The 26,545-nt window shown below is 62.6% G+C and carries 24 protein-coding genes and 4 tRNA genes; 7 read left to right on the top strand and 21 right to left on the bottom strand.

What is annotated here, in order from left to right:
* The first annotated feature begins 90 nt into the window (after window positions 1-90).
* The gene (locus O3297_RS11530) at window positions 91-963 is read left to right on the top strand and encodes an AraC family transcriptional regulator (protein WP_099394119.1); all 873 of its coding nucleotides are present in this window, start codon (window positions 91-93) and stop codon (window positions 961-963) included.
* Window positions 964-1,018: 55 nt separating this feature from the next.
* On the opposite strand, the gene O3297_RS11535 is transcribed toward O3297_RS11530, so the two are convergent.
* From O3297_RS11535 to O3297_RS11550, 4 genes are all read right to left on the bottom strand, one after another.
* A tRNA-Arg gene (locus tag O3297_RS11535) sits at window positions 1,019-1,095 on the bottom strand.
* A gap of 162 nt (window positions 1,096-1,257) precedes the next feature.
* A tRNA-Arg gene (locus tag O3297_RS11540) sits at window positions 1,258-1,334 on the bottom strand.
* Window positions 1,335-1,412: 78 nt separating this feature from the next.
* A tRNA-Arg gene (locus tag O3297_RS11545) sits at window positions 1,413-1,489 on the bottom strand.
* A gap of 82 nt (window positions 1,490-1,571) precedes the next feature.
* Window positions 1,572-1,648 (bottom strand) — tRNA-Arg (locus O3297_RS11550).
* A gap of 427 nt (window positions 1,649-2,075) precedes the next feature.
* On the opposite strand from O3297_RS11550, the gene O3297_RS11555 reads away from it, so the two are divergent.
* Complete coding sequence (locus O3297_RS11555; RefSeq protein ID WP_305048747.1) at window positions 2,076-4,559, top strand: ATP-binding protein; 2,484 nt, start codon at window positions 2,076-2,078, stop codon at window positions 4,557-4,559.
* Between the two features lie 350 nt (window positions 4,560-4,909).
* Window positions 4,910-5,893 carry a diguanylate cyclase domain-containing protein gene (locus tag O3297_RS11560; RefSeq protein WP_070256637.1) on the top strand — a complete coding sequence of 328 codons (984 nt, stop codon included), beginning with the start codon at window positions 4,910-4,912 and terminating at the stop codon, window positions 5,891-5,893.
* An 89-nt stretch (window positions 5,894-5,982) separates the two neighbouring features.
* On the opposite strand, the gene O3297_RS11565 is transcribed toward O3297_RS11560, so the two are convergent.
* Window positions 5,983-6,378 carry a hypothetical protein gene (locus tag O3297_RS11565; protein WP_034783088.1) on the bottom strand — a complete coding sequence of 132 codons (396 nt, stop codon included), beginning with the start codon at window positions 6,376-6,378 and terminating at the stop codon, window positions 5,983-5,985.
* A 309-nt stretch (window positions 6,379-6,687) separates the two neighbouring features.
* Here O3297_RS11565 and O3297_RS11570 point away from each other — a divergent pair, with 309 nt between their 5' ends.
* A complete protein-coding gene (locus O3297_RS11570; RefSeq protein ID WP_034783087.1) occupies window positions 6,688-7,401 on the top strand; it encodes a sensor histidine kinase in 714 nt (237 codons plus the stop codon).
* A 27-nt stretch (window positions 7,402-7,428) separates the two neighbouring features.
* On the opposite strand, the gene O3297_RS11575 is transcribed toward O3297_RS11570, so the two are convergent.
* A complete protein-coding gene (locus tag O3297_RS11575; RefSeq protein ID WP_305048748.1) occupies window positions 7,429-8,028 on the bottom strand; it encodes a hypothetical protein in 600 nt (199 codons plus the stop codon).
* A 147-nt stretch (window positions 8,029-8,175) separates the two neighbouring features.
* On the opposite strand from O3297_RS11575, the gene O3297_RS11580 reads away from it, so the two are divergent.
* Window positions 8,176-8,691 carry a DUF6265 family protein gene (locus O3297_RS11580; RefSeq protein ID WP_305048749.1) on the top strand — a complete coding sequence of 172 codons (516 nt, stop codon included), beginning with the start codon at window positions 8,176-8,178 and terminating at the stop codon, window positions 8,689-8,691.
* Between the two features lie 41 nt (window positions 8,692-8,732).
* Here the strand turns inward: O3297_RS11580 and O3297_RS11585 are convergent, their stop codons facing one another.
* The 13 genes from O3297_RS11585 to O3297_RS11645 all read right to left on the bottom strand — a co-directional run bounded on the left by O3297_RS11585 (window position 8,733) and on the right by O3297_RS11645 (window position 22,457).
* On the bottom strand, window positions 8,733-10,031 hold the full coding sequence (locus O3297_RS11585; RefSeq protein WP_305048750.1) for an NAD(P)/FAD-dependent oxidoreductase: 1,299 nt from the start codon (window positions 10,029-10,031) through the stop codon (window positions 8,733-8,735).
* Window positions 10,032-10,046: 15 nt separating this feature from the next.
* Window positions 10,047-10,550: a hypothetical protein gene (locus tag O3297_RS11590; protein WP_176376052.1), complete on the bottom strand. Its 504-nt coding sequence runs from the start codon at window positions 10,548-10,550 to the stop codon at window positions 10,047-10,049.
* A 92-nt stretch (window positions 10,551-10,642) separates the two neighbouring features.
* Window positions 10,643-11,410, bottom strand: coding sequence for a transporter (locus O3297_RS11595; RefSeq protein WP_305048751.1), 768 nt, complete (start codon window positions 11,408-11,410; stop codon window positions 10,643-10,645).
* Window positions 11,411-11,487: 77 nt separating this feature from the next.
* Window positions 11,488-13,143 carry a methyl-accepting chemotaxis protein gene (locus tag O3297_RS11600; RefSeq protein ID WP_305048752.1) on the bottom strand — a complete coding sequence of 552 codons (1,656 nt, stop codon included), beginning with the start codon at window positions 13,141-13,143 and terminating at the stop codon, window positions 11,488-11,490.
* A 183-nt stretch (window positions 13,144-13,326) separates the two neighbouring features.
* Window positions 13,327-14,709 carry a multicopper oxidase family protein gene (locus tag O3297_RS11605; protein ID WP_305048753.1) on the bottom strand — a complete coding sequence of 461 codons (1,383 nt, stop codon included), beginning with the start codon at window positions 14,707-14,709 and terminating at the stop codon, window positions 13,327-13,329.
* A 2-nt stretch (window positions 14,710-14,711) separates the two neighbouring features.
* Window positions 14,712-16,070 carry a TolC family protein gene (locus O3297_RS11610; RefSeq protein WP_305048754.1) on the bottom strand — a complete coding sequence of 453 codons (1,359 nt, stop codon included), beginning with the start codon at window positions 16,068-16,070 and terminating at the stop codon, window positions 14,712-14,714.
* A 1-nt stretch (window position 16,071) separates the two neighbouring features.
* The gene (locus tag O3297_RS11615; protein ID WP_070280286.1) at window positions 16,072-16,413 is read right to left on the bottom strand and encodes a hypothetical protein; all 342 of its coding nucleotides are present in this window, start codon (window positions 16,411-16,413) and stop codon (window positions 16,072-16,074) included.
* A gap of 120 nt (window positions 16,414-16,533) precedes the next feature.
* Complete coding sequence (locus O3297_RS11620; RefSeq protein ID WP_305048755.1) at window positions 16,534-16,959, bottom strand: hypothetical protein; 426 nt, start codon at window positions 16,957-16,959, stop codon at window positions 16,534-16,536.
* Between the two features lie 41 nt (window positions 16,960-17,000).
* The gene (locus O3297_RS11625) at window positions 17,001-17,537 is read right to left on the bottom strand and encodes a hypothetical protein (RefSeq protein WP_305048756.1); all 537 of its coding nucleotides are present in this window, start codon (window positions 17,535-17,537) and stop codon (window positions 17,001-17,003) included.
* Between the two features lie 135 nt (window positions 17,538-17,672).
* Window positions 17,673-19,223, bottom strand: coding sequence for a sensor domain-containing diguanylate cyclase (locus O3297_RS11630; protein WP_244965258.1), 1,551 nt, complete (start codon window positions 19,221-19,223; stop codon window positions 17,673-17,675).
* Between the two features lie 166 nt (window positions 19,224-19,389).
* Entirely contained in the window at window positions 19,390-19,947 is a 558-nt protein-coding gene (locus O3297_RS11635) for an NADPH-dependent FMN reductase (protein WP_305048757.1), read from the bottom strand.
* An 88-nt stretch (window positions 19,948-20,035) separates the two neighbouring features.
* The gene (gene alr, locus O3297_RS11640) at window positions 20,036-21,154 is read right to left on the bottom strand and encodes an alanine racemase (RefSeq protein ID WP_305048758.1); all 1,119 of its coding nucleotides are present in this window, start codon (window positions 21,152-21,154) and stop codon (window positions 20,036-20,038) included.
* A 13-nt stretch (window positions 21,155-21,167) separates the two neighbouring features.
* A complete protein-coding gene (locus O3297_RS11645) occupies window positions 21,168-22,457 on the bottom strand; it encodes a D-amino acid dehydrogenase (protein ID WP_305048759.1) in 1,290 nt (429 codons plus the stop codon).
* 105 nt (window positions 22,458-22,562) lie between these two features.
* Between O3297_RS11645 and O3297_RS11650 the strand changes: the two genes are divergently transcribed.
* Window positions 22,563-23,063, top strand: a complete 501-nt coding sequence (locus tag O3297_RS11650) for an Lrp/AsnC ligand binding domain-containing protein (protein ID WP_070222192.1) — start codon at window positions 22,563-22,565, stop codon at window positions 23,061-23,063.
* Window positions 23,064-23,211: 148 nt separating this feature from the next.
* A complete protein-coding gene (locus tag O3297_RS11655; protein ID WP_305048760.1) occupies window positions 23,212-23,559 on the top strand; it encodes a hypothetical protein in 348 nt (115 codons plus the stop codon).
* A gap of 25 nt (window positions 23,560-23,584) precedes the next feature.
* Here the strand turns inward: O3297_RS11655 and O3297_RS11660 are convergent, their stop codons facing one another.
* Window positions 23,585-25,237 (bottom strand): methyl-accepting chemotaxis protein, encoded by a 1,653-nt coding sequence (locus O3297_RS11660; protein WP_305048761.1) that lies wholly within the window; start codon window positions 25,235-25,237, stop codon window positions 23,585-23,587.
* A gap of 86 nt (window positions 25,238-25,323) precedes the next feature.
* A complete protein-coding gene (locus tag O3297_RS11665; RefSeq protein ID WP_305048762.1) occupies window positions 25,324-26,400 on the bottom strand; it encodes a GGDEF domain-containing protein in 1,077 nt (358 codons plus the stop codon).
* Between the last annotated feature and the right edge of the window lie 145 nt (window positions 26,401-26,545).

A 26,545-nucleotide genomic window follows, 5' to 3' on the forward strand; every position in this document is an offset into this window, starting at 1 on the left:
CAGATTGTGCTTCGGCAGTGCCGTGTAAAATGCGTGCGCAGCAACCAATACTGATACTATCCTGACTATCTGCTACCTTAAAACGTCACGATGACGCCTTTATTCGAACAAGTCACGATCCCGACAGGCCACTCCTGGGGCTTGCTGTGGCGCGAACTCGATGCCATTCCCTTCATCTGGCACTACCACCCGCAGTTCGAGCTGACCTTGACGGTCAATGCGCGGGGGCAACGCTACATCGGCGACCACCTGGGCGATTTCGAGCCGGGCGACCTGGTGCTGCTGGGGCCAAATTTGCCGCACACGTGGTCGGCCAGCGAACGCATCGACGGCACGCAGCCCATGCTGGCCGTCGTCGTATGGTTTTCCCTCGAATGGGTGGAACAGCTGGCGGCCTGTTTTCCGGAGTTGCACAGCGTCCGGCAACTGGCGCGCCGCGCCGGCCCTGCCCTGCATTTTTCACCGGCAACGAGCGCGCGCAACGCATCCAGACTGCTGCAATTGAATGCGCTGCCCGTACCGCAGCGCTTGCCGCTGCTGCTCGACGTGCTGCTGGATCTGGCGGGCGACGGTGGTGCGCAGCCGCTGGCGTCAACAGCGCAGGCGCCGATGCCCGATGGGCAGCAAAAGCGCATGGCAATCGTGTTTGACTTCATGCACGCGCATTTCCGGGAAGAGATTGCACTGGAAACGCTGGCGCAGCGGGCGGCCCTGTCGCTGGGCGCCTTTCACCGCTGTTTCAAGCGCCACGCGCATTGCACGCCGGGCGAATACCTGGCGCGGCTGCGTATCGGCCGCGCCTGCCAACAGCTGATCGAAAGCAATCTCGCCATCGCCGTCATCGCGCAAGAGGCTGGCTACCGCAACCTCGCGCATTTTAACCGCCAGTTCCGCGCCGCCAGGCAAGTCACGCCACGCGCGTTTCGCCTGCAATACCGGCGTGGCGCCACTGGCGCAGCGTAAATCCATTCAGAAACGAAAAAGGGGATCAGATTTTACAATCTGACCCCCGATATTCTGGTGCGGCTGGCAGGAATTGAACCCACGACCCCTTGGTTCGTAGCCAAGTACTCTATCCAGCTGAGCTACAGCCGCCTAAGACAAGATTATAGCAGGGCTTTGCAGAATGGCAAAGGGCGCCGTGCGGATATTTCACAATTGCCCAGGCCGCCAACATGCACCCTGCCCGCGTCCCGTCAGGACGAAAAAAAAACCCGGAAAGCGAACTTTCCGGGTTTTTTTCACTACTGCAAATACTGGTGCGGCTGGCAGGAATTGAACCCACGACCCCTTGGTTCGTAGCCAAGTACTCTATCCAGCTGAGCTACAGCCGCAAACTCTGACACACTTCGCCGGACGGCGCGAAGCTTGAAACTTTCATCAACATGAAGCGAACTTCATCTTGGCAATACTGGTGCGGCTGGCAGGAATTGAACCCACGACCCCTTGGTTCGTAGCCAAGTACTCTATCCAGCTGAGCTACAGCCGCAAAACTTCTACAACATTCCATCAACAGCATGGAGGTGAAACTTGTTACAACAAAACCAGGCAAAGTCTGATTTTCAGTATTCTGGTGCGGCTGGCAGGAATTGAACCCACGACCCCTTGGTTCGTAGCCAAGTACTCTATCCAGCTGAGCTACAGCCGCGCAGGCAAACATTATAGCGTATTCATTTCGCTTTGAAAAGTTCGATTTTTCAATCGCTTAGCTGATTTTGCAGAATACCGCCCCGCATGATCGACTACCTTTTCACTGCCAAAAAGCTCACGCCTTTTTATCGATGGATACTTCTGCTTTCACAGGAGCTTCCAGCGAATCGAGAAGTTGCTGTCTCGAAAGAAGCGGGATTATAGGGACTGCTTTCCAGCCTGTCCAGTGCTATCTGCAGGCGGCGCGCAAGCGTGCGGTGGCGGCGCGGCGCTTGGGGCTACAATACCACTCAGGCAGGGGCGCTTGTGCCTCCCCTAATTCATGACGGCGGGTAATTCCATCATGCCCCATTTAACTGAGCTTAGCGGCGGCGGCCCGGCGGGGCAAGCGCCCGTGCGGCAGACTCACTGTTGCAGGATTTCCGATGGCCAAGCATGACCGCGAGCAAGATCTGCTTCCCCCATCAGCGCCGCTGAGCCTATCCGACGAGCGCCTGGCCAACCTGCTGGAGGGCATCACCGATGGCTTTTGCCTGCTCGACCGCGACTGGCGCATCCGCTACATCAATACGCGCGGCACCGACATGCTCGCGCCGCAGCGTCCGCCTGGCGCCAGCCTGGCCGGCAGCAGCCTGTGGCAAGCCTGCCCGGAACTGCTGGGCACGGAACTGGAAACGCAGTATCGGCGCGCCATGGCGCAACAGCACGGCGGCAGCTTCGAACTGCTGTACACGCCGCTGGGGCGCTGGCTGGAAGTGCGCATCTTCCCTTCCAGCGATGGCTTGACCACGTATATCCAGGACATCAGCCAGCGCAAGGCCAGCGAAGAAAGCTTGCGCCACAGCGAAGAAGACTTGCGCGCGCTGGCCAATTCCATCCCGCAACTGGCCTGGATCGCCGGCTTCGACGGCACCATTGCGTGGTACAACCAGCGCTGGCACGACTATACGGGCACCAGCGCCGAACAGATGGCGGGCGATGGCTGGAGCATCGCCTATCACGCGCAGCACCTGCCGCCCATGCTGCATGCCTGGAAGGCTGCCTTGCGCGATGGCACGCCCTTCGAAATGGAGTTCCCCATCCGTGGCGCCGACGGCCAGTTCCGCTGGTTCCTGACGCGCGCCAATCCCGTGCGCGACCGGGGCGGCCAGCTGCTGCGCTGGTTTGGCACGAGCACCGATGTCGACCAGGTCAAGCGCGCGCAGGAAGCCCTGCGCGATGAAACGCGCGTGCTGGAGTTGCTCAACAATACGGGCGCGGCCCTGGCCGGCACCCTGGACTTGCCGGCCCTGCTGCAGGAAACCGTCGATGCGGCCACGCGCATCAGCGGCGCGCACTTCGGCGCCTTGTATTATGACGATGCGGGCGAGCTCCACGACAGCGCCGCCCCGCTGCCCGCGGCGCGCGCCGTCAACGGCATCAGCCTGTGCGAAGCCGATGCCATTGCCACGGAACTGCGCCAAGGACCAGCCATGCGCCAGAACGACTTGCTGGCCGCGCCCGACGCCAGCGCCGGCGGCGCACCGCCGCTGCGCAGCTGCCTGAGCCTGCCCGTCAGCTCGCGCTCGGGCCTGTTGCTGGGGCGCTTGCTGCTCGGTCATCCGCAGGCGGGCATGTTCAGTGCGCGCAGCGAACGCATCGTTTCGGCCATCGCGGCCCAGGCCGCCGTCGCGCTCGACAATACGCGCTTGTACGCGGCCGCCACGCGCGCCGCGGAAGAGCGCAAGGTGCTGCTCGACAGCGAACGCGAGGCGCGCGCCGAGGCCGAGCGCACGAACCAGCTGAAAGACGATTTTCTCACCACCCTGTCGCATGAACTGCGCACGCCCTTGTCGGCCATCCTGGGCTGGGCCCAGGTGCTGCGGCGCGGCACGCGCGACGAGGCCGACCTGCACCGCGGCTTGCAAAGCATCGAACGCAATGCGCGCGCACAGGCGCAGTTGATCGAAGACTTGCTCGACATGAGCCGCATCACCTCCGACAAGGTGCTGCTCGACCTGCAAACCATCGTGCCCGCCAGCATCATCGCCTCGGCCATCGAAACCCTGCGCCCGGCGGCCGACGCCAAGCACATCGCCATCCACAGCAATATCGCCAGCGATGCGGGCCGCATCACGGGTGACCCCAGCCGCATCCAGCAAGTGATCTGGAACCTGCTGTCGAATGCCTTGAAGTTCACGCCACAAGGAGGGCGGGTCGATATCGGCGTGCATCGCGAAGCGACCCGCCTGGCCATCACGGTGGCCGACAACGGCGTCGGCATCAAGAAAGATTTCCTGCCCCACGTATTCGACCGCTTCCGCCAGGCCGACGCCTCGACCACGCGCCGGCATGGCGGCCTGGGGCTGGGGCTGGCCATCGTCAAGCACCTGGTGGAGCAGCACGGCGGCACGGTCACCGTCAGCAGCGCCGGCGACATGCAGGGCGCCAGCTTTACCGTGCGCCTGCCCCTGGGGACGCCGGCCGTTGCCGCGCGCCAGGCGGGCAGCGCCCCGTCCGCCAGCCATGACTTGCGCGGCGTCACGGTGCTGCTGGTCGATGACGAAGCCGATGCGCGCGAGCTGACGGAGCGTATCTTGCGCGACAACAACGCCGAAGTGCATAGCGCCGGCAGCGTGGCGCAAGCGCTGCAACTGCTGGACCAGGTGCGCCCGGATGTGCTGGTCAGCGACATCGGCATGCCCGATGCCGACGGTTTCGACTTGCTGGCGCAAGTCCGCGCGCACGCCTCCCCTGAGGCGGCCCGGCTGCCCGCGCTGGCGCTGACGGCGTTTGCGCAACCGCAGGATCGCCAGCGGGCGCTGGCCAGCGGCTTCCAGGACTGGGTGTCGAAACCGCTCGACCCGGCCGAACTGGTGGCGGCAGTGGCGCAACTGGCCGCGGCGCGCGTGACCGGCTCGCCGCCTTGAACAGCGCCGCCAGGGCGGCAAGATAGCCCGCAAAAAGATGATGCAAAGAAATACATAGTGCAGAACAAAATAACTATTTTGTGGTTTAGCCTTCCTACTTTCAGACGCGGCACTGTCCTACAAGCAACTAAGCTGAAGTTTGCTACACTGAAATGCAGAAGCACACCTGCATGGCAGGCTGGAGACCGTCGACCTTGGCTGCCGTCATTGGCAGAAGCGAGTTCAAGCGCTGTTGTGCGCCCTATCTTGTTGCAAGGCGCTACTATCATCCGACCGCCGTCAGCCGCGCCGCCAGCCTATTCGCTGCGGTAGAAGCCAGTGTTGCATAGACCGTATAACCGAGACCCTACATGCCCAGCCAAGATGAGATTTTGAAAGCCAAAATTTTGGTCGTTGACGATTCACCCGACAATGTCGACCTGATGCTGGAAATCCTGCGCGATGCCGGCTACACCAATGTCACGGCCACCATGCGTCCGGCGCAGGTCTGCCCCCTGCACCAGGAGCATTGCTACGACCTGATCTTGCTGGATCTGCAAATGCCGGAACTCAATGGTTTCCAGGTCATGAAAGGCTTGAAGGAAATTGAGCATGGCGGCTACCTGCCCGTGCTGGCCCTGACGGCGCAGCCGAGTTTCAAGATCGCCGCCCTGGAAGCGGGCGCGCGCGACTTCATCAGCAAGCCCTTCGACCTGATGGAAGTGCACAAACGCATCCACAACATGTTGGAAGTGCGCCTGCTGTACAAGGAACTGGCGCAATACAGCAAGCAGCAGCAGGAACTGGCGCTGCACGATCCGCTGACAGGCTTGCCGAACCGGCGCCTGCTGGAAGACCGCATCGAGCATACCTTGCAGCAATCGGCCCGCAACCGCGGCAAGTCCGCCATCCTGTACCTGGACCTGGACGGCTTCAAGGCCATCAACGACAGCTACGGCCACGGCTATGGCGACGATATCCTGAAAATGGTGGCGGGCCGTCTGGTGGGCGCATCGCGCAAAGAAGACACGGTGGCGCGCATCGGCGGCGATGAATTCGTCATCGTGCTGGGCAACCTGGCCGGCAAGGGCGACGCGCGCGAACCGGCCGCCAAGCTGATCGAAGTCATTTCCGAACCGTATTTCATCAACGACCTGACTCTGCGCCTGTCGACCAGCATCGGCATCGCCATCTACCCGGACGACGCCAGCACCGTCGAATCCCTGCTGGGCGCGGCCGACACGGCCCTGTATGAAGCCAAGCGCGCCGGCAAGAACCGCTTTTGCTGCACGCCGCACGAAGTGATCGCCTCGCAGGTCAACATGCAGAAAAGCAGCATCCCATCGATCGCCTGAAGTTCCGATCGCCTGAAGTTCTTTACTGAGCGGCACGTAAAAAAAACCGGCAAGCCTCACGGCCAGCCGGTTTTTTTGCTTTGGACGCTTTATTTCTTGCCAGCGCTCACTTCATGCTGGCCCGCATGCTGGTGATCCGTTTGCGCATTGACGGTTTCCGGCGGCACTTCGATGCGCGTGATGCCGGCATCGACGGAAATCGGGTCGCTGGCAGGGAACGTCATTTCCACGGCGTCATCGAGCAATTCTTCCTTGGCCCGCTCTTCGCCGCTCATGCCCTCCTCATCGGCCAGGATGGCCAGCGCGCTGGCCCATTTGACGAAATTGAGGTTGGACAGTTCGCGCACGGTGTTCACGCCAAACGCTTGCTGCAAGGCCTTGGCATCCTTCGCGCTGACGCCGCGCAGGGCGCTGATGGGCGCATTGACGATGTCGCGGAAGCTTTTGTCGAGGTATTCCTTGTCGACGATGGTATCGATATTCATGGCATGTCCTTTCGTTTCGGTAAGCGGGCCTGTATCGCGCCCTGCGCCGCAGGGCGGCTATGCTGCATGGGGATGCACAGCCCCACTATGGCAGCGCGCAGCGTCCCGGTATGTGCGCAGCCGTACGTAACGACGGGAACTTTGCCCGCTGGCGAAAGCGACAATATTGCCTATCATATAAAAATGATGGAAGGAGATCAAAATTGCCGAAAAGACAGAAATTTTCCATCCATGCGCCCCGCGATGAAATCCTCATGTATGATCCACAACTTGAATTTGGTCCTCACCTTTCACCATTCACGGGGCGCTATGTCCGCACAAACAGATCCGAACAAGGAAGCGGCCCAGGCCGATGCGGAACGCGCCGCCGATCTCAGCGAGTTGCTGGGTCATGTCAACACCAGCTGGGACAATGAACGGCGCGCCCTGTCGCGCCAGTTGCACGACAGCCTCGGCTCCTCGCTGACGGCGCTGACCATGCACCTGTCGCTGCTGACGCAAAAGATGCCGCAGGAAGCCGCCTTGCTCGACCGCGCGGCGACCATGAAGCAATTGCTGCTGAATGTGATCGAGACCAACCGCCAGATGCAGATGAAGTTGTGGAACGACAAGCTCGAGTTTCTCGGCGTAAATGTCGCGCTGGGCGAGCTGGCCGCGCAATTTGCCGAGCAGCACAAGATCACCGTGCGCTGCAGCCTGCCCGAAGATGAACTGATTTGCCCGCGCAACGTGGGCGTGGCCCTGCTGCGCACCCTGGAAGAAGCGCTAGGCAACATCGCCGCGCACGCCCACGCCACGCAAGTGGATATCATCATCGACGACAATGAGGACGCGCTGATGATGACCGTCAAGGATGACGGCGTGGGGCTGCCGAAGAGCGAGCCCGTCGAAATGAGCAAGCACGGCCTGCGCTCCGTGCGCGAGCGCGTGCATTACCTGGGCGGCAGCCTGAGCCTGACGGCCAATCCGCAAGGCGGCACGGCCCTGACCGTCGTCTTGCCGCGCGTTACGCCAAAAGAATAACTTCCCGCAACGGGCGCCCTGCCCGCCTCAACGGGGTAGCGGCATCCCCTCTTCCGGCAACAGCAGTTGCGCCCCCAGCACATCGCAGCGCGCGCCATGCCCGGCCAGGCTGGCGCGATCGCCTTCCAGCACCTGCAAGAAATGTCCAACACGCAACACATCCGTCAATTGCGCCGCCAGGGCGGCATCGGCCGGAGAACCCGCCTGCCGCCATCCCAGCGCCAGCAGGGTTTGCCAAATGTCGGGCAATGCCGTGCGCCAGCCGGTCGAGGCGAGGAAGACGCCGACCGGCTGCTCCAGCGCTACACAGGCCCGCGCCAGCAAGTCCTCGCGCGCCAGTTCGCCGGGCCAGCCGTCAAGCTCGGCGCGCCACAGGGGAAACGTGGCCAACGGCGCCGGCAACGCATCCAGGCTGCTGATGAAGCGGGACTTGCCATAGCCATCCGTGCGGAAACGCGCGACCTGCCGCAGGCTTTCCCCGGCTTCCCCCTTCGCCCTGCAGGCCAGCAGCAGCTGGTAAAAATCGAGCTGCTCCGGGTCCAGGCCCAGGCTTTTCAGGCTGATGTAGCGGTCGTCGAACTGGCCCGGCCTGGCGGCGCCGCGCGGCTGCGTGGAAGTATCGTGCATGATTGTCCTTGGCGTGATGATAGTGACGGTCGAGATCTTTCCCGAGTATAAAGTGTTTGCCGTGTGCAGCCCAGCATCGGCTACACTGGTCAGGCGCGCCGCCGGCGTGCCCTAGTGACCGCTAACATCGCAACGACAGGAGATGGCATGCAACGACTCGCAACGACCTTGCTGGCAGCGCTGCTGGCCATGGGTGCCGCCCAGGCCGCCGACAACACCGTGCCGCCGCCGGAAACCGTGGACAAGCTGGCCTGGCTGGCCGGCTGCTGGAACGTCGATGGCGCCGAGCCCGGCTCCGGCGAACAATGGAGCACGGCCGCCGGCGGCACCATCCTCGGCACCAGCCGCACCGTCAAGGGCGGCAAGACGACGGCCTTTGAATTCGTGCAGATCCGCCTCACCGAGCCGGGCCAGCTGGCCTACATCGTGCAGCCGTCGGGCCAGCCGCCCGTGATCTTCAATCTGCTGCGCCAGGACAAGCCGAATGAATTCATCTTCGCCAACCTGGACAATGACTTCCCGAGCCGCATCATCTACCGCCGCGACAGCGAGCGCATCCTGCATGCCAGCATCAGCGGCACCTTGAAGGGCAAGCTCACCACCATCGATTTCCCCATGACGCGGGGACGCTGCGAAGCGGCGCCCATCGCGCGCGGCAAATAAAAAGGGGCCGCAAGGCCCCTTTTTGATGGGATAGCAACGGCTTAGTGCAGCTTGACCTGCGGCGTACTGCGCTTGATCAGGAAACGGCCCATGGCCATGACTGCCGTGCGCACGCTGCCCAGCACGGCATTGTGGTGCATCAGGTGCAGGCTGACATACATCACGCGCGCGACAAACCCTTCGACGAACCAGCTCAGGCCCTTCAGGGAACCCATCAGGGTGCCGACCGAGGTGGTGCGGCCAAACGACACGAGCGAACCGTAGTCCAGGTATTCGTACGGCTTCGTTTGCGGCGGCTTGCCCTTGGCTTGCAGCAGGAACGTTTTCAGCAGGTAATCGGCTTGCTGGTGGGCCGCCTGGGCGCGCGGGGGAACCAGCTTGCCATCGGGCCCCGTGCAGGCGGCGCAGTCGCCGAGCGCGAAAATATTCGCGTGGCCCTGCACATTGAGCATGCCCGTCACTTCCAGCTGGCCGGCGCGGTTGGTCGGCAGTCCCAGGGTGGACAGGAATTCCGGCGCGCGGATGCCGGCGGCCCACACGCAGATGTCGGCCGCATAGCTTGTGCCGCTGGCCACCGTCACCTTGTCGGCTTCGATCGTGGTGACGCGCGTGTCGGTCACCACCGTGATGCCATGTTTATGCAGCAGTTTCGAGGCGGCGATGGACACGCGCTCGGGCAGCGGCGCCAGGATGCGCGGCGCCCCTTCGAGCAGGGTGATGCGCACATCCTTGATGGCGTTGAGATTCTGGAAGCCATACGCCGCATACACGCCGCTCGCTTCGCGCAATTCGGCCGCCAGTTCCACGCCCGTGGCGCCGCCGCCGATGATGACGATGTCGACACCGGGGTGGCCCGCGTCGCCCTGGCGCTGCTCGGCCATCGCCAGCAGTTTCAGCAGGGTCAACCGGAAACGTTCGGCATCTTCCGTGGCATTCAGGGAAATCGTGTTTTCCTGGGCGCCGGGCACGCCGAAGTAATTCGACGTGCTGCCCACGGCCAGCACCAGCTGGTCGTAGCTGACAGTGCGCTGCGGCAGCAGCTGCTCATCCTTGTCGGTGGCGATGGCGCCCACGGTGAGGCTGTTCGACGCGGCGTCGAGCCCGATCAAAGGACCATAGACATAGGTAAAACCATTGTCATGCGCCAGCATCTGGTACGACAGGCCCTCTTGATGAATGTCCAGGGTACCGGCCGCCACTTCATGCAGCGAAGGCTTCCAGATATGGTACAGCCGGCTGTCGACCAGGGTGACCTGGCCGGCGCCGAGCTTGCGGCTGAGTTTGCAGGCCAGCTCCAGGCCGCCTGCTCCTCCCCCTACGATAACGATTTTACTGTGCAAAGATCCTCCTGCGTGTTAATCCCTGTGCCCGTTGCCATTGCCGTGACCATTGCCATGGCCCTTGCCCGGCTTGTTGTCATGCTTGTTGTCATGCTTGTCGCGCTTGTCATCATGCTTGTCAAAGTGCTTGTCATGCTTGTTGTCATGACGGCCGCGGTCACCATAATCGGGACGGCCATGGTCGCCATGCTGCTGGCGGTAACGGGGCACATATTGGTTGTTATACCAACTATCCTGGACGAAATATACCTCTTGGTTACAGGCATTATACTTGCGGCAGTGCTTCGACCAGTTTTTCGCATGGCCGGGCGGCACGCGCAGATAAATGGGGCGCGCCGAATAGTATTGCGGGCGCTGCACGATGATGGGCTGGGCATAGATCAATTGCGGCGCTGGATAATCGCCTATGTCGATGCGTCCGTAAAAGCCCGGCTGGCCGACGGTGACGGAGACGCCAACCTGGGCGACGGCAGCGGTAGCGGCCGACAGCAGGACGGCGGCGAGAATGAGGGTTTTCATGGGGCACTCCTTTTATCAGTTATGCCGCAATTGTAGACCTTGTACAACCAACTGTTTGTTCGCAAGGACACATAAGGAAAGCCGTGGCAATCTCACCACAGCTTACCCAAAGGCACGACCAGGCCGCTGAACAGCGACCAGTCCGGCGACGCCGCCGTCAAACCGCGCGCCAAGCCGATATCGATGGCCAGCCGCGGCGTGGGACTGTAGGTGGCGGCCAACAAGAGCTGGGCCGTGGCAGGCGCGCCGCGCAAGCGCGTGCCCGACACTTCCGCCGTGGCGCCCCAGCGGTCGCTGACGGGCGTGGAAAAGGAGGTCGCCCAGCCCGTTTGCACCCTGCCCGCGCCAGGGTCCGATGCCCCCAGGCGCGTGGCGTTCAGGTTGGCATCCACGTGCACGGCGCCCAGGTCGCGGCTGAGAATGCCGTTCAGCGACACGTCGCTCTTGCCGCTGCCGATGCTGTCCTTGGCTGTAGGCAACTTCCAGCCCAGCTCCAGGCCCAGGGCCGTAGCGCTGTCGAGCAAAAAGGCCCGCTTGAGCACGACCGTCGTGTCGCCCACGCCCGTTTCGCGCCGGCCCGTTGCGTCGCGCGCGCGCACGAAGCCCTCGCCTTCCAGCAGCACGCCCCATTCGGGCGTAAACGCCAGTTTGAACGTGTACGGCAGGCTGGCGCGGCGCGTGTCGTCCGTTTTCGACAGCAGGCCCCCGGCCTCGAATTCCAGCTGGCCCGGCACGGGCAGCTGGGCGGGACTGGCCACCGAAGGACGGTAAGGCAGGACGGGATCGCTGTCCTGCGCCTGCGCCAGGGGCGCCAGGGACAGCAACAGCAGAGGTAAGCACAGCAAGCAGGAAGACGGCATGAAAGACCCGGAAGTGGTAAACGCGCAATAGCGACAGCCTACCACCGCCGCGCCGATTGCGCCCGATCCCGCCGCCGTCAGGCCAGGCGCCGCACCCGCTGCCTGGCGGCCGGCACTGGCCGGCGCAGCGGCGTGACGTTGCTGGCCGGCGCCACGGCGATGTGCTCGGCCTGGGCATGCAGGCGGAACACGCCCACCAGTTCCGTCAGGGAGTGCGCCTGGTCTTGCAGCGATTCGGCGGCGGCCGCCGCCTCCTCCACCAGGGCCGCGTTTTGCTGCGTCACCTGGTCCATCTGCAGCACGGCCTCGTTGACTTGCTCGATGCCGGCGCTTTGCTCGGCGCTGGCGGCCGTGATTTCCTGCATGATGTCGGCCACCTGGCGCACGCTGGCGACCACTTCATCCATCGTCTTGCCCGCGTCATGCACGAGTTTGGAACCGATCTCCACCTGCTCGACGGAGTCGCCGATCAGGGTCTTGATTTCCTTGGCGGCACTGGCCGAGCGCTGCGCCAGGTTGCGCACTTCGGATGCCACGACGGCAAATCCGCGCCCCTCCTCGCCCGCCCTGGCCGCTTCCACGGCCGCGTTCAAGGCCAGGATATTCGTCTGGAAAGCGATGCTGTCGATGACGCTGATGATGTCGACGATCTTGCGCGAAGACGCATTGATCGATTCCATCGTCTGCACCACCTGCCCCACCACGGCGCCGCCCTTGCCGGCCACCTCCGAGGCGGCACCGGCCAGAGCATTCGCCTGGCGCGCATTGTCCGCGTTCTGCCGCACGGCCGACGTCAGCTGTTCCATCGATGACGCCGTTTCTTCCAGCGAACTGGCCTGCTCTTCCGTGCGCGACGACAGGTCGAGGTTGCCCTGGGCGATTTCGCCCGAGGCCGTGTTGATGGTGTCCGTTCCCGAGCGCACCTGGCTGACGATGCCCACCAGCTTGTCGCGCATGGTTTTCATGGCAAACAACAGGCTGGCGCTGTCGTGGCTGGCCGTGCGGATATCGACGGTGAGGTCGCCCTCGGCGATGGCGCCGGCGATCTTGACGGCATACGCCGGTTCGCCGCCCAGCTGGCGCGTCAGTCCGCGCGTGATCAGCGCACCCAGCGCCAGGCCGGCGGCCACGCTGCCCAGCACCAGCGCGATCATGAAACTGCGGCTGGCCTGGTACACGCCCGAGGCTTGCTCGGAAGCGGCTTTGGCGCGCTCTTCTTTCTGCAATGATAATTTGTCGAGCACACCGTCGAGCTCATCGGCATGCAGTCGCGTCTTGTTGAGCAGTTCGATCAGCTGCACGCTGCGCTGGGCCAGCGGTTCGGCCGCGGCCAGCGTGAGCGCCTGCTGCATGGTGACGACGTACTCGGCTTCGACGGCGGCAAAGCGGGCAAACAGTTCCTTGGCGGCCGGCGTGACGAACAGCGGCTGGGCCTTGGCAAGATAGGCCCTGTTTGAATCGAGAAATTTGGCGATGTCGGCCTGGCGCGTGGCGCGCTCCTCGGCCGTCGTCGCCAGCAAGAAATTGCTGCGCGCGCGGCCCACCTTGATCAAGGCGATATTGGCTTCCTTGATGTACGACAAGCCCAGCAATTCATGGTTGTACATCTGCCCCGCCATGGTATCGATCTTGCCCATGTTGAAGATACCGATGCCGGCCACGATGGCCCCCATTAGCGCAACGCAAAAAAAAGCCGTCAGCAAACGCGTTCCCACCTTCATCCGGTTCAACATGATTTCTCCCATAAGACTGGCCGATACTCGATGTAACTGGAGCGTACTGGCTTGAATATAAAGAAAAAACACGGAAAAAAATGCTCGGATTGTCACCAAACAACAATTCATTGATTTATAGCAACACACGAAACGGCTTGCCATGCTAGGCAAGCCGTTCAGGACGGTACCTGATTGCCCGCGTTAATGGCCCGTGTGAGCGCCAGGTTTACGCACCGTCATCTCGACGCCGCCTTTCACCACTTGCTTGCCCGCCCCCTGGCCGCGCACGGGTTCCGGCAAGGCGCCCGTCCATTCATAGACCACGCTGCCGGCCGGGTGCTTGTACCAGCCCGGGTCGCGGTAGTCGCCCGGTTTCTGGTCCTTGCGCACCTTGACTGTGGTAAACATGCCGCCCATGCCGATGGCGCCGAACGGGCCGTCGCCCGCCATCATCGGCAAGGTATTGTCGGGGATCGGCATCTGCATCTCGCCCATATCGGCCATGCCCCGCTCACCCATCACCATGTAGCCGGGCACGAGCTGGTTGATCTTTGCGGCCACGCCCTGGTGGTCGACGCCGATCATGGTGGGCACGTCATGCCCCATGGCATTCATCGTGTGGTGCGACTTGTGGCAGTGGAAGGCCCAGTCGCCCAGGTCCGTGGCCGTGAATTCCACGGCGCGCATCTGGCCCACGGCCACGTCCGTCGTCACTTCGGGCCAGCGCGATTCGGGGCGCGTCCAGCCGCCATCCGTGCCCGTCACCTCGAATTCATGGCCATGCATGTGGATCGGGTGGTTCGTCATGGTCAGATTGCCCACGCGCACGCGCACCTTGTCGCCCTGGCGCACGACCATGGGGTCGATGCCGGGGAAGACACGGCTGTTGAACGTGAACAGGTTGAAATCCGTCATGGTCATGATCTTCGGCGTGTAGCTGCCCGGATCGATGTCGTAGTTACTGAGCAAGAAGACGAAATCGCGGTCCACCTTCATGAAGTTCGGGTCTTTCGGGTGCGTCACCCAGAAACCCATCATGCCCATGGCCATCTGCGTCATTTCATCGGCATGCGGGTGGTACATGAAGGTGCCGGGCCGCTTGGCGACGAATTCATAGACGAAGGTCTTGCCCGGAGCGATGCCGGGCTGAGTCAGGCCCGTGACGCCGTCCATGCCGTTGGGCAAGCGCTGGCCATGCCAGTGCACACTGGTGTGCTCCGGCAATTTATTGGTGACAAAGATACGCACGCGGTCGCCCTCCACCACTTCGATGGTGGGCCCTGGCGACTGGCCGTTGTAGCCCCATAGATTCGCCATCATGCCGGGCGCCAGTTCGCGCACGACGGGTTCGGCTACCAGATGGAATTCCTTGACGTTGTTGTTCATGCGCCAAGGCAAGGACCAGCCATTCAGGGTGACGACGGGGTTGTATGGACGCCCGTTTGGCGGCGGTGGCGGCGCCTTGGTGTCGGCGCCAGCCATGCTGACGGCTTCCGGCAACGATGCCGCACCGACTCTGCTGACAGCGGCGGCACTCAGGGCGACAGCGCCCGCGTTCATGAAAAAGTTTCTACGTGTAATCATCATTATTCCTTGTTGGCTGGGCCGCTGCCATTGATGGCGCCTTGCAGTTCGGTTTGCGCAATCCAGAAATCGCGCTGGGTCTCGATGGCACTGTTGACGCTGGCAACCTGTTCGCGCGCATCGGCCAGCAGTTCGAACACGCTGGCCAGCATGCCGTTGTAACGCAGCAATACTTCATGCGAGATCGTCTTGCGCAGCGGCACAACTTCATCGCGGTAGTGGCGCGCCAGGTCATAGGCCGTGCGGTAGCTCGAATAAGCCTCGCGCACTTCCGAGCGGGCCCGTACAGCCGTGCCCGCCGTGCGCTGCAGCGACTGCTCATACAACGCTTGCGCCTTGGCATTGCGCGCCGAGCCCCAGTCGAACAGGGGCAATTCCAGCGAGACTTCATAGCCATTTTCGCGCGGCGCCTCGCTGCTGCTCTTGTTGCTATAGCCCACGTCGAGCACGTTGACGAATCCCGTCACCTTGGCCAGGCCCAGCGCGTCGGCCGTGGCATGCGCGTCGAGTTTGCTCATCTGCACGTCGAGGCGCTGCTCCATCGCCTGCGCCTCGATATTGCCCGCCTCGGCTGGCTTGGCCGGCAAATCGGGCAAGCGCGACGGCAAGGTGAAGGCCGTTTGCTTGCCCCACAGGCCCAGCAAGCGCGTCAGGTGCTCGCGCGTGGCCGTGGCCTGGTGGCGCGCGCGGGCCAGGTCGCCGACGGCGTCCGCATAAAACACTTGCTGGCGCGCCTGGTCGAGGCGGCTCCAGTTGCCCGCCTGCTGCAAGCGCGTGGCCAGTTCGGCGCCCGCCTCGGCCGACAGCAGCGCCCGCTGCATGAAAGCTTCCGTCTGCACGGCGGCCACGGCATTGAAGTAGGCGCGGCGCGTGTCCGACGCCAGTTGCACGGCGCTATTGACGGCCTGCAGCTTGGCTTGCTCGAAACGGCCCTTCTCGATGTTGACGCGCATCGGCATGGTCAGCAGGCCGGCCAGGTCGAAGCTGACACCGCGGTCGATTTCATTGCCGTGACTGCCATGCGAGCGGCCGAACGACAGGCCGGGATTGCGCAAGCGCCCCGCCTGCACCAGGTCCGCTTCGGACGCGCCCAGTTCGGCCAGCGCCACCCTCATGCCGTGGTTGTTCATCAGGGCGATGCGCACGGCGCTGTCGGCATCCAGGGGCTGGGCCAGCAGGGCAGCCAATTTTTCCTCGCCGCCCTTGTCGGCCAGCGCTGCGGGAGCGCCCGTGCGGGCGTCGGCCAGCGCGGACACCGCCTGCATGCCGCCATCCTGGCTGAAGCTGGCGCAGCCGCTCAGCAGCAAGATTGCCGCCAGCGCCAGCGGCGTCAGGCAAGTTGATTTTGTGAAGCGGGCCATGTCAGTGTCCTTCATGCTGGTGTTGCGGGGCGGGCTGGGCATCCGGCTTGGGACCCGGCTTATCCATCGGCATCTTGTGCCCCTCCATCTTGTGGCCATCCATCTTGTGGCCGTCCATCTTCATCATGCCCATGTGGCCGCCGGCCTTGCCGACTTTCTCGTTGACGGCGCGCCAGGCCTGGTCGGGCGTGGCGTCGTCCTCGGCGGCGGGACGGTAGCCGAGGAAGGCGGAGCGGTAAGTGGTGGCAGGCACGGATGCCTGCGCCTCTTGCGGGGCGGACGGAGATTGCGCTGCGGCGGCCAGCGGCAGTACAGCCAGCGCGAGGCTGAACAGGTGTTTCATGGTATTCCTTGAATGACAGGGTGTTGCGCGGCGGGCGCGCGACTGGAACGCTGGCGCGGCCGGTGCAAGGCTCAAGATGCTGGGACGTGCGACGGCGGCACCGCCAGGTTCAACGGGCGGTCAGGCGGAGCGCGTGCTTCTCGGGGGACGTTCGGGACCAGGCGGGATATGCCCGGCGAACAGGGAGTCGGGCGCCAGCGCGGGACGCGGCGCGCGCAGGGTCAAGGCGTGCAAGGCGGGCATGCCGGGCGGCGCCGTGGCGCCCACCATACACGCGCCATGGTTGCTGCAATCGTGGCCGTGGTGCGTGGCGCCGCCATCGTCCATGGCCATTTTCATCGGCTGGTCCTGCATGTGCATGCCGGCCATGTCGCCCATGTCATGGCACTGGGGTGCCTGCATGGCCTCGACGGCGACCGTGACGGCGACCGCCAGCTCGTCCACGCAGCAGCTGCGCATGGCCGACGCAAAGCCCTGCATGGGCAGCGTGACGGCCAGCAGCCAGAGCAGCGAGCGGGCGAGAAAGCGGAAAAAGGCACGATTCATGGCGCCACTATAAACCTTCCCACACGAGGAAGGTCAAGCCCCTATTGGCGCCGGTAGCCGTGCGTCAGCCAGATGACATAGATGCCGTAGTAGCCCTGCCCTTCGAAGATGGCCTGGCCATCGGCAAAAGACACTTTTTGCACTTCATTGACGGTGAAATACGCGCGGGCATCTGCCGCCTCGACATCGCCCCAGTAGCGTGCGCGCAGGGGCCGGTAGCCGCTGGCGCGCCCGATCGCGTCCATCAAATCATTGATCATGAAGTCGTACAGCATTTCGGCCAGCAGCGGCCGGTGGCCCGCCAGCATGGCCGTGATGTCGGGATAGCCGGCCTGCATCAGCTCGGGCAAGTCGCTTTCCTCGTCCTGCAGGTCGTCTTCGCGGCAAGTCTGGATAAAACTGTTGAACGGCTCGTCGAGCAGGCCCGCCAGCGCCGTTTCCGGCACGCTCAGGCGAAATGGGTGCAACGGCAGCACGCTGTGCTGGCCATAGTTGAGTCCGCGGCATCCGAGGAAGGCCAGCGGGTGTGGTCGCCCATTGACGTCGCAGCGGATACCAAGTTCTTGCTCAAACGTCATCAACATCCAACCCTGCCATGTCCGTTATCCTCGTTGTACCTCATCAGGGCTATATGGTAAGCGCTGGCAGGCAAACGAAACAGGCTCAGATGCAACAGAAAACAGCGTATCAGTTCATGCCGCACGGCCCGCCTGTCAGGCGGGCTCCGTGATGCCCACGCAATTGCGCCCATTTTCCTTGGCCACGTACAGGGCCGCATCGGCGGCGCGCAGCACGGCGTCCGTATTGCCCGCCTCCTGTTCCGAGGACACGACGCCCAGCGATACCGTGACAAAGCCCGCGCCGGGAATCACGGCGGCGGCTACCTTGGCGCGCAAGCGCTCGGCCACCTGCATGGCCACGTCGAGGTCGGCATCGGGCAGCAGCATGATGAATTCATCGCCGCCATTGCGGCACAGCACGTCGGCATCGCGCGAACAGGCGCGCATCAGCTGCGCCAGGCGCAGGATGACTTCGTCGCCCACGGCATGGCCCCACTGGTCGTTGACTTGCTTGAAATGGTCGATATCGATGGCGATGACGGAAAACGGCCGCGCCTGTGCCTGCCACGCATCCAGCGCCGCCGCCATGCCGCGCCGGTTCGACAGCCCCGTCAGCGGGTCCGTCTGCACGTCGGTCTTCAACTTGCCGATCTTGTTCTGCAACAGCGCCAGGCCCTTCAGCAGGGCTTTCTTGATTTGCGCCGCCTCCACATACCAGGAGCGGATGGCGGCGATGTGCTCGGCAGTGCCGGGCGCATCCATGCGCCGCGCGCCTTCGGCCAGCTGCACCAGGGGCCGCGAAATCAGGCTGGCCAGCCACCAGATGAATGGCAGGCTCAGCAAGGCAATCGGCAGGGAATGCCATACCGTGTTGGCCATCAGCTGGTTCAGCGGGGCCAGGGTCATGGCCGTGGGGCGCTGCGCCACGATGCCCCAGCCCGTCGACGGCATGATGGCGTAGCCGGCCAGCATGTCCACGCCCAGGCTGTTGTGCATGCGCCGGTTGCCGCCGCCCTGCTGCGCGATGATGGCATCGATGACTTCATTGCTGCCGGCCACGTCGCCCAGGCGCTCGGGGTCCGGGTGGTACAGCAGGCGCCGGCTCTGGTCGACCACGTACAGGTAGGAACCGTCGCGGTAGTAATGCTGACCCAGCATGGTGTACAGGATATTTTTCTGTTTCAGGTAGATGCTGCCGCCCACATAGCCGAGGTAGCGGCCATCCTTGCCCAGGATGGGATGCGAAATGAAGACCACCAGGTTGCCGGCCGAGGACACGTACGGCTGCGTCACCAGCGGGCGCCGTTCGCGCAGCGCCTGCACGGCACCGGCCGAATCGAGCGTGCGGTTCTTCAAGGCCAGGGTTTCCGGCGACACGCCCAGCACCTTGCCCTGGGCATCGACGATGAGCACGGAATTGAAGCTGTTCGTTTGCAGGCGCAGGCGCTGCGCCTCGTCCGTCAGCCAGTGCTCGTCGCCCATGCGCGATGGCAGGCTGCCGGCGCTGTAGGCCAGTTGCTGGCGCGCCGACTGCAGGAAATCCTCGGCCGTGCTGGCCAGTTTGCTGGCGTAGGCATGGTTCGCTTCCAGCGTGGTATCGATCAGCAACTGGCGCTGCACGCTGTAGCTGGCATAGAAGGTATTGGCCAGGGACACCAGGGCGCTGGCGAAGGCCACGAGCACGATCAAACGGCGCAAATTCATGCGCAGAACAGGTTTAGTCCACATGGGTCGGCAAAAAATCGGAAAGTATTGCGCTAAAGAAAGGGCGCATTATACCGAGACACCCGTGCCAATATTGAAATGTTGGCATCCATGATCAAAGAATGTGTACAAGCGGCAACGCAGAGCGCTGCCGCCTTGATATGCGTCAAGCGTGGATGACGTGCTTGCGGACCCAGTCCGTGTAGCGCTGCATCCAGCCCTGGAAGAAACCGAGGCTGCCCGGGCCGATGCCGCCATGCTCGTCGAACAAGCCTTCCTTGGCCTGGATGAACATTTCCGGTTGTCCCAGCAGCGGCACGTCCAGGTAAGCGAGCACATTGCGCAAATGCTGCTGCGCCAGCGCCGTGCCCGTGGCGCCCACGGAAACGCCGAGCACTGCGCCCGGCTTGCCGCCCCACACGCTCTGACCATACGGACGCGAGCCGTGGTCGAGGGCGTTTTTCAGCACGCCGGGGATCGAGCGGTTGTATTCGGGGGTGAGGAAGAGCAAAGCTTGCGAAGCAGAAATATCCGACTTCAGACGCAGCACCTGCTCGGACTGCGCGCCATCGTCATCCTGGTTGTACAGCGGCAAGTCGCCAATTTCGATGTGCTTGAAGGAAAACTCGGGCGGCGCCAGCTTGATGATGGCCTCGGCCAGCTTGCGGTTGAAGGAATCCTTGCGCAGGCTGCCGACGATGATAGCAACGTTATATTGACTCATATAAATCCCCGATGATGATTAAAAAGAAGCCCCGGAGTGGAGTTCACACCGGGGCTATCTTGCCACACAATCATCGGTTTTGCGCTGCTTAGCGTGCGCCGCCAGCCAAGCCTCGATACTCGCGGTAATAGCGTCCGCCCAGGTTGGTCAGCACCTCATAGCCGATGGTATTGGCCATGGCTGCCACCGCGTCGACCGGATGTTCGGCGCAGATCAGGTCGACCAGGCTGCCCGGCGCGACGCGGTCGCCGGCGATGGCACTCACGTCGAGCGTGATGGAATCCATCGAGATGGCGCCGATCTGCGGCACTTTCACGCCGTCGACGATGGCCAGGCCCTGGTTGCTCATGCTGCGCAGCCAGCCATCAGCGTAGCCGACGGAAACAGTGGCCACCTGGCGCGGCTCGCTGGCCGTGTAGCGGCGGCTGTAGCCCACGTGGTCGCCGGCGGCAATCGTGCGCGTCTGCATGACCTTGCCTTGCAGGCGCACCACGGAGCGCAGGGGATTCGGTTCGCCGCCCTGCGGCCCGATGCCATACAGGGCCGCACCGGGACGCACCAGGTCAAAGTGGAAATCGGGGGATAAAAAGATGCCCGAGGAATTGGCCAGGCTGGCGCGGTACTGCGGCAGACGGGCGCGGATGGCGGTGAAACGGGCCAGCTGCTCGCCATTCATGGGGTTGCTGCGCTCGTCGGCGCAAGCCAGGTGGCTCATGATGTAGCGCACCTTGATGCCGTCGAGAAAATGCGGGTCCAGCAGCCAGGCGTCGATTTCCTGCGGCGACAGGCCCATGCGCGACATACCCGTGTCGACCTGCACGATGGCGTCCAGTGTGGTGCCCAGCGCCTTCGCATGCGCGCGCCAGCCGGCCACCTGGGGCTCGCTGTTGAGCACTGGCGTCAAGCCATGGGCCGTGAATTCTCCTTCCGTGCCGACGGGCGGGCCGTGCAGCACGAAGATGGAGGCGTCCGGCGCCACGTGCGGGCGCAGGCTGATACCCTCTTCCAGGTGGGCCACGAAGAAATGGCGGCAACCTTCTTCATACAGGGCCGCGCCCACTTGCGCGGCGCCGAGGCCATACGCGTCGGACTTCACGACGGCCGAGCAGGCGGCAGGATGCGCCTTGTCGCGCAACAAGCGGTAGTTGGCGCGCACGGCGTCGAGGTCCACCGTCAAGATGGCGCCGCTACGTTCCTTTGGAGGCATGCTGGCCCCCATCTCAGGCCACCGCGTGTTGCAGTTTGCCATTGCCCTGTGCGCCGCTGTAGCGGCTGACGGACAGGTCGTCGGCCAGGATGGCCGGCTTTTTCGACGACATCAGGTCGGCCAGCAATTGCGCCGAGCCGCAGGACATGGTCCAGCCCAGGGTGCCGTGGCCCGTATTGAGGAACAGGTTGCGCAGCGGCGTGCGGCCGACGATCGGCGTGCCGTCCGGCGTCATCGGGCGCAAGCCCGTCCAGAAGGTGGCTTCGGCCGTGTTGCCGCCGCCGGGGAACAGGTCGTTGACGACCATTTCCAGGGTTTCGCGGCGGCGCGGGTTCAGGTTCAGGTTGTAGCCGGCGATTTCCGCCATGCCGCCCACGCGGATGCGGTCGTCGAAACGCGTCACGGCGATCTTGTAGGTTTCATCGAGGATGGTCGACACGGGCGCCTTGGCCGCGTTGACGATAGGCACGGTGATCGAATAGCCCTTCAGCGGATACACGGGGATGTCGAGCAGCGGCTTCATGAAGCCCGTCGAATAGGAACCGAGCGCCACGACGTAGGAGTCGGCCTTGACGATTTCCGAGCCACATTGCACGCCAGCGATTTCATCGCCCTGCGTCAGCAATGCATCGATGGCGACGCCATAGCGGAACTTCACGCCCAGCGCCACGGCCATTTCGGACAGGCGCGTGGTAAACAGCTGGCAATCGCCCGTTTCATCGTTGGGCAGGCGCAAGCCTCCGAACAGTTTATCCTTGACCGCTTCCAGGGCCGGTTCGGCGCGCGACAATTCGTTGCGCTGCAGCACTTCATACGGCACGCCCGCGTCTTTCAGCACTTCGATATCCTTGGCGGCGTCGTTGTATTGCTTTTCGGTGCGGAACAATTGCATCGTGCCTTGCTGGCGGCCTTCATACGTGATGCCGGCCTCGGCGCGCAGCACCTTGAAGCAATCGCGGCTGTATTCGGCCAGGCGTACCATGCGTTCCTTGTTCACCGCATACGCTTCCGGTGTGCAATTACGCAACATCTGCCACATCCATTTGAGCTGGGCGGCGCTGCCGTCGAGCGAGATGGCCAGCGGTGCGTGGCGCTGCATCATCCACTTCACGGCTTTCAGGGGAATGCCGGGCGCAGCCCATGGCGAAGCGTAGCCGGGCGAGATTTGCCCCGCATTCGCGAAGCTGGTTTCCAGTGCCGGGCCCGGCTGGCGGTCGATGACGGTCACCTCATGTCCTGCCTTGGCCAGATAGTAAGCACTGGTGACGCCGATGACGCCGCTACCCAGAATCACGATACGCATAGTTTCCTCATTATATTTTTTAGGCTGACGCCAGATTAACCGCTATCATATTGGGAAAGAGCCAGTATTTGTTCACGTATAAATCGAGATATTCAGCAATAAATCATGAGAATCCTTAAAGAATCGGCACGTGGCCTCGACAAGCTGGATCGCCACATCCTGCGCATCCTGCAACAGGATGGCCGCATCTCGATGAAAGACCTGGGCGAACAGGTGGGATTGTCCATCACGCCCTGCATCGAGCGGGTCAAGCGCATGGAGCGCGACGGCGTCATCACGGGCTACCATGCCAAGGTGAACCCGGCCGCGCTGGGCGCCAAGCTGCTCGTCTTTGTGGAGATTACGCTGAATCAAAAATCCGCGTCCGCCTTCGAGCAATTCCGCCGCGAAGTGCTGCAAATTCCCGAGGTACAGGAATGCCACCTGGTGTCGGGCGACTTCGATTACCTGATCAAGGCGCGCATCCATGAAATGGCCGAGTACCGCAAGCTGCTGGGCGACATGCTGCTGCAGCTGCCCGGCGCCGCGCAATCGAAAAGCTATGTGGTGATGGAAGAAATCAAGGAAACCCTGGCGCTGTCGACCGACGTGCTGCAAAATCGGTGAAGGTACCGCCTACCGGTACCGACAGCATCAAATTTTGCACCTTTGTATAATCTTGTAGCACATTCGCGGCGACACAAGCACACTCCTGTCCTGACATCACGCCCGTCCCCTCTGAGATTGGAAGCAGTGATGCACACTGGGAGTCCGTATGAACACATTGATAAAACTGGCAGCTTCCTGCCTCGCGGGCCTGGCCGTGGCCATGTGCACCGCCAGTGAATACAAGGTCAACCGCGCGCCGGACAATGGCGCGATCTATCAAAACATCAAGGTGGGCAAGACCACCCGCCTCGACCTCGACGCTGCCCTGGGCAACGCCACCGTCGTCAGCTTCGATCCCGGCTATGAAGTCTGGGTCTACAAGAACCAGCTGCAAGCACCCAAGATGACGCGCCTGATCCCCCTGCTGGGCGAAAAGGGCACGCGCGAGGTGGCCGTCATGTTCGACCAGGCGGGCATCGTCAAGAAATTCCGGATACACGAGCCGCGCAAGTAAACACCTGCTCCCGTGAATACACGGCTCAGGCCGGGCATGGTGCGGCAACGGCGCCCAGGGCAAGCCTGCGCGCGCCGGCATCGATTGCCTGTGGACTGCCCGCCCCATCGCACTCGTCGCCGAGCCTGAACGTACCGACCAGCGCCGCCATCTGGATGGCCTGCTCCTTCAACTGCTCGGCGGCCGCCGCCGTCTGCTCCACCATTGCCGCATTCTCCTGTGTCATGCGATCAAGCTGGCTCACCACCACATTGACCTGGCCGATCCCATCACTCTGCTCCCTGGCCGAAGTGCTGATTTCGCCTATCATGGCCATGACATGGCCGACACTGTCGACGATTTCATCCATCGTCACGCCGGCATCCTGCACCAGGCGGCTGCCCGACGCCACGCTGGCCACGGAGGCGTCGATCAGCACCTTGATTTCCTTGGCCGCGACGGCACTGCGCTGCGCCAGGTTACGCACCTCGCTGGCCACTACGGCAAAGCCCCGTCCCTCCTCCCCCGCGCGCGCCGCCTCGACGGCCGCGTTCAAGGCCAGGATATTGGTCTGGAAGGCAATGCCGTCAATGGTGCCAAGAATATCGGCAATGCGCTGGGAACCCGCATTGATCGCATTCATGGTCTGCACCACCCGGGCAACGACGTCGGCACCCCGGCTGGCGACCCGCGAGGCGGAGTTGGCCAGCTCGGTAGCTTTCCTGGCCGCGTTGGCCGTATTGCTGACAGCACCAGTCAATTCCTCCATCGAGGCCGACGTTTGCTCCAGGCTGGACGCCTGCTCCTCCGTACGCATGCTCAGGCTGGTATTGGCCATGGCGATTTCCACTGCCCCCGTGGACATCGCCTGCGACGCTTCGCGCACCTGGCCCACCATCGTCGCCAGGGCTGTTTGCATGGCCACCAGCGAGGCCATGACACTGCCGCCCGGCGCCTGCACTTGCTCGCCTGCATGGCTCAAATCCCCTCCAGCAACTTTTTGAGCCGCCGCGCCCAGCAGCGCCGGTTCGCTACCCAAGGAACGGAACAAGGTGCGCACGATCCACAGCCCGGCGCCGCCAGCCGCCATGAAAGCGAGCAGGCAAACGCCGACGAGCAGATTGCGCTGGGCGGCAAACGCCTGCTTACCCGTCAGCAAGCGCGCCTCGGCTCTGGCCGCGGCATAACGCGCGTACTCATTGGTCGTCCTTTCCAGGCGCATCAGCAATGGCTGGCATTCGCGGTTCAACTTGTCGATGGCGGCAGACTTCTGACCAGTCAGCGCCAAATCGACGATGGACAACGCCACCGGCCCATACAGGGCTTCCACCGCTTCCATTTCCCGTATCAGTCTGGTCGCTGTCTCGGTGATCTGGGCCGATTGCGCAGCGCTGCGCTGCAATTGCCGCAACTGCGCCTGCACCCGGGCGTGGGCTTCGGCGACACGCTCCTTTTCCTGCGCGATATCTTGTGCATTCACAAACAGCAGCAAGTTGCGTGCGGCGATGGCCCGGCTATCAACCGCCTCCTGCAGTTTGGCAACCAGGACGGAACGGGCATTCGTTTCGGACAAATAGGAATCGAAACGCGCATTCGCATCCAGCAGCGAGGTGATGGAAATGCCGGAAACGGCCAGCACCATCAGCGCCAGTCCGGCAAAGGCGATGGCCAATTTGCCCTTGATCGTACGGATATTCATATCATTTCCCCTGTGAATGGTATAGCCACGGCGGCCTGCGCACTTGCACGCGCATCTTCTTGCTTGCATTTCTTGAGGTACGGCGCCTAAGCTGGCGCTGCGTCGGGAAAAAAGACCACGCAATCCTTGCCGGACAGTTTCGCGCTGTACAGCGCCTCATCGGCCCTGCGGAAACCGTCCGCCACGGCATTTCCCTGCATGCGCGCGATACCGACACTGATCGTCACGCCCCGCCTGACTGCCGTCGAGCGCCGCACCCTATCCAGCAGCTGATCCGCAATGTAGGCCACGCACGCCAGGTCGGCATCGATCAGCATGGCGAATTCCTCGCCGCCGATCCGCCCGTGCGGACAACCTGCCGCCGACGCGGCAATAATCTGGCCCAGCTCCCGCAGGACGATATCGCCGGTATCATGTCCAAATTCATCGTTAATCATCTTGAAATCATCGACATCGGCCATTAACAGGTAAGCAGGCGACGACTTGCCATCTCTCATTGCCGCATGCAGCGCATCGAGAAAACAGCGGCGATTGGGTATGCCAGTCAAATAATCGCGGTAAGCCATGTCTTCCAGGCGCGCCGTGGCGACATGGTGCATATAGCGCAGGCGAAAAAAACAGCTGCTGAAAAGCAGGCCTATCAACACCCCCGCCGCCGCATACATTACCGACCATTCGCCGCTGGCCAGCAACGCCTGCTCGAAACCGCCCAGCCCCAGTAAAAACCACACAACCAGTATCAGCACCAGATACGTCAATGGATCACTGGCGATGGCCGAAATGGAAACCGTCATCAAGACTCCGAGTGGAAACATCCAGTACCCGCTAATGCCGCTTGCCGACATGAGCACGCGAAAGCCGGCACAGGAAAAAATGGCGGTCACCAGGCCGCCAATATTCAGATACCGTAAATTTCCTGCCCTGCAGCTGATCACAATTCCAAGCAAGACTCCGGCTACACAAATAAAATATTCCTGACCCACCGCATAAGATAATCTGCCAGCCAGGAAATATGACGCGAGCATGCCAATAAAGGCCATGCATTGCAATGCCAGACTCGGCGTCTTCAATTCCAGATAAAAGTATCGCTGCTGCGATAAATCATACGCACCGGCATGAGGCACCCTGCATATTTCCGCCATTTTTTTGTGTAATGCACGCATCTCCGCTCCCACATCGCCATTATTTAAAAAATACTTACCGCTTAAGCAAGGGTGCGTTTTTTGTAAATTTTATTTTACTAATATTTCCTTATTCGCCATGCATTCATGATATTTCCACTTGGAAATCTAACCACGACACGGTACA

This window comes from Janthinobacterium sp. SUN128 (genome assembly GCF_030587275.1).
Classification (GTDB): Bacteria; Pseudomonadota; Gammaproteobacteria; order Burkholderiales; family Burkholderiaceae_D; genus Janthinobacterium; species Janthinobacterium lividum.

What these genes read in the sequence shown, in the direction of transcription:
- O3297_RS11560 (WP_070256637.1), top strand. Translation starts at nt 4,910, where the DNA reads ATGCCCAGCCAAGATGAGATTTTGAAAGCCAAAATTTTGGTCGTTGAC.
- O3297_RS11615 (WP_070280286.1), bottom strand. Translation starts at nt 16,413, where the DNA reads ATGAAACACCTGTTCAGCCTCGCGCTGGCTGTACTGCCGCTGGCCGCC.
- O3297_RS11610 (WP_305048754.1), bottom strand. Translation starts at nt 16,070, where the DNA reads ATGGCCCGCTTCACAAAATCAACTTGCCTGACGCCGCTGGCGCTGGCG.
- O3297_RS11625 (WP_305048756.1), bottom strand. Translation starts at nt 17,537, where the DNA reads ATGACGTTTGAGCAAGAACTTGGTATCCGCTGCGACGTCAATGGGCGA.
- O3297_RS11555 (WP_305048747.1), top strand. Translation starts at nt 2,076, where the DNA reads ATGGCCAAGCATGACCGCGAGCAAGATCTGCTTCCCCCATCAGCGCCG.
- O3297_RS11655 (WP_305048760.1), top strand. Translation starts at nt 23,212, where the DNA reads ATGAACACATTGATAAAACTGGCAGCTTCCTGCCTCGCGGGCCTGGCC.
- O3297_RS11665 (WP_305048762.1), bottom strand. Translation starts at nt 26,400, where the DNA reads ATGCGTGCATTACACAAAAAAATGGCGGAAATATGCAGGGTGCCTCAT.
- O3297_RS11575 (WP_305048748.1), bottom strand. Translation starts at nt 8,028, where the DNA reads ATGCACGATACTTCCACGCAGCCGCGCGGCGCCGCCAGGCCGGGCCAG.
- O3297_RS11630 (WP_244965258.1), bottom strand. Translation starts at nt 19,223, where the DNA reads ATGAATTTGCGCCGTTTGATCGTGCTCGTGGCCTTCGCCAGCGCCCTG.
- O3297_RS11645 (WP_305048759.1), bottom strand. Translation starts at nt 22,457, where the DNA reads ATGCGTATCGTGATTCTGGGTAGCGGCGTCATCGGCGTCACCAGTGCT.
- O3297_RS11635 (WP_305048757.1), bottom strand. Translation starts at nt 19,947, where the DNA reads ATGAGTCAATATAACGTTGCTATCATCGTCGGCAGCCTGCGCAAGGAT.
- O3297_RS11620 (WP_305048755.1), bottom strand. Translation starts at nt 16,959, where the DNA reads ATGAATCGTGCCTTTTTCCGCTTTCTCGCCCGCTCGCTGCTCTGGCTG.
- O3297_RS11530 (WP_099394119.1), top strand. Translation starts at nt 91, where the DNA reads ATGACGCCTTTATTCGAACAAGTCACGATCCCGACAGGCCACTCCTGG.
- O3297_RS11590 (WP_176376052.1), bottom strand. Translation starts at nt 10,550, where the DNA reads ATGAAAACCCTCATTCTCGCCGCCGTCCTGCTGTCGGCCGCTACCGCT.
- O3297_RS11580 (WP_305048749.1), top strand. Translation starts at nt 8,176, where the DNA reads ATGCAACGACTCGCAACGACCTTGCTGGCAGCGCTGCTGGCCATGGGT.
- O3297_RS11595 (WP_305048751.1), bottom strand. Translation starts at nt 11,410, where the DNA reads ATGCCGTCTTCCTGCTTGCTGTGCTTACCTCTGCTGTTGCTGTCCCTG.
- O3297_RS11565 (WP_034783088.1), bottom strand. Translation starts at nt 6,378, where the DNA reads ATGAATATCGATACCATCGTCGACAAGGAATACCTCGACAAAAGCTTC.
- O3297_RS11570 (WP_034783087.1), top strand. Translation starts at nt 6,688, where the DNA reads ATGTCCGCACAAACAGATCCGAACAAGGAAGCGGCCCAGGCCGATGCG.
- O3297_RS11660 (WP_305048761.1), bottom strand. Translation starts at nt 25,237, where the DNA reads ATGAATATCCGTACGATCAAGGGCAAATTGGCCATCGCCTTTGCCGGA.
- O3297_RS11650 (WP_070222192.1), top strand. Translation starts at nt 22,563, where the DNA reads ATGAGAATCCTTAAAGAATCGGCACGTGGCCTCGACAAGCTGGATCGC.
- O3297_RS11600 (WP_305048752.1), bottom strand. Translation starts at nt 13,143, where the DNA reads ATGTTGAACCGGATGAAGGTGGGAACGCGTTTGCTGACGGCTTTTTTT.
- alr (WP_305048758.1), bottom strand. Translation starts at nt 21,154, where the DNA reads ATGCCTCCAAAGGAACGTAGCGGCGCCATCTTGACGGTGGACCTCGAC.
- O3297_RS11605 (WP_305048753.1), bottom strand. Translation starts at nt 14,709, where the DNA reads ATGATTACACGTAGAAACTTTTTCATGAACGCGGGCGCTGTCGCCCTG.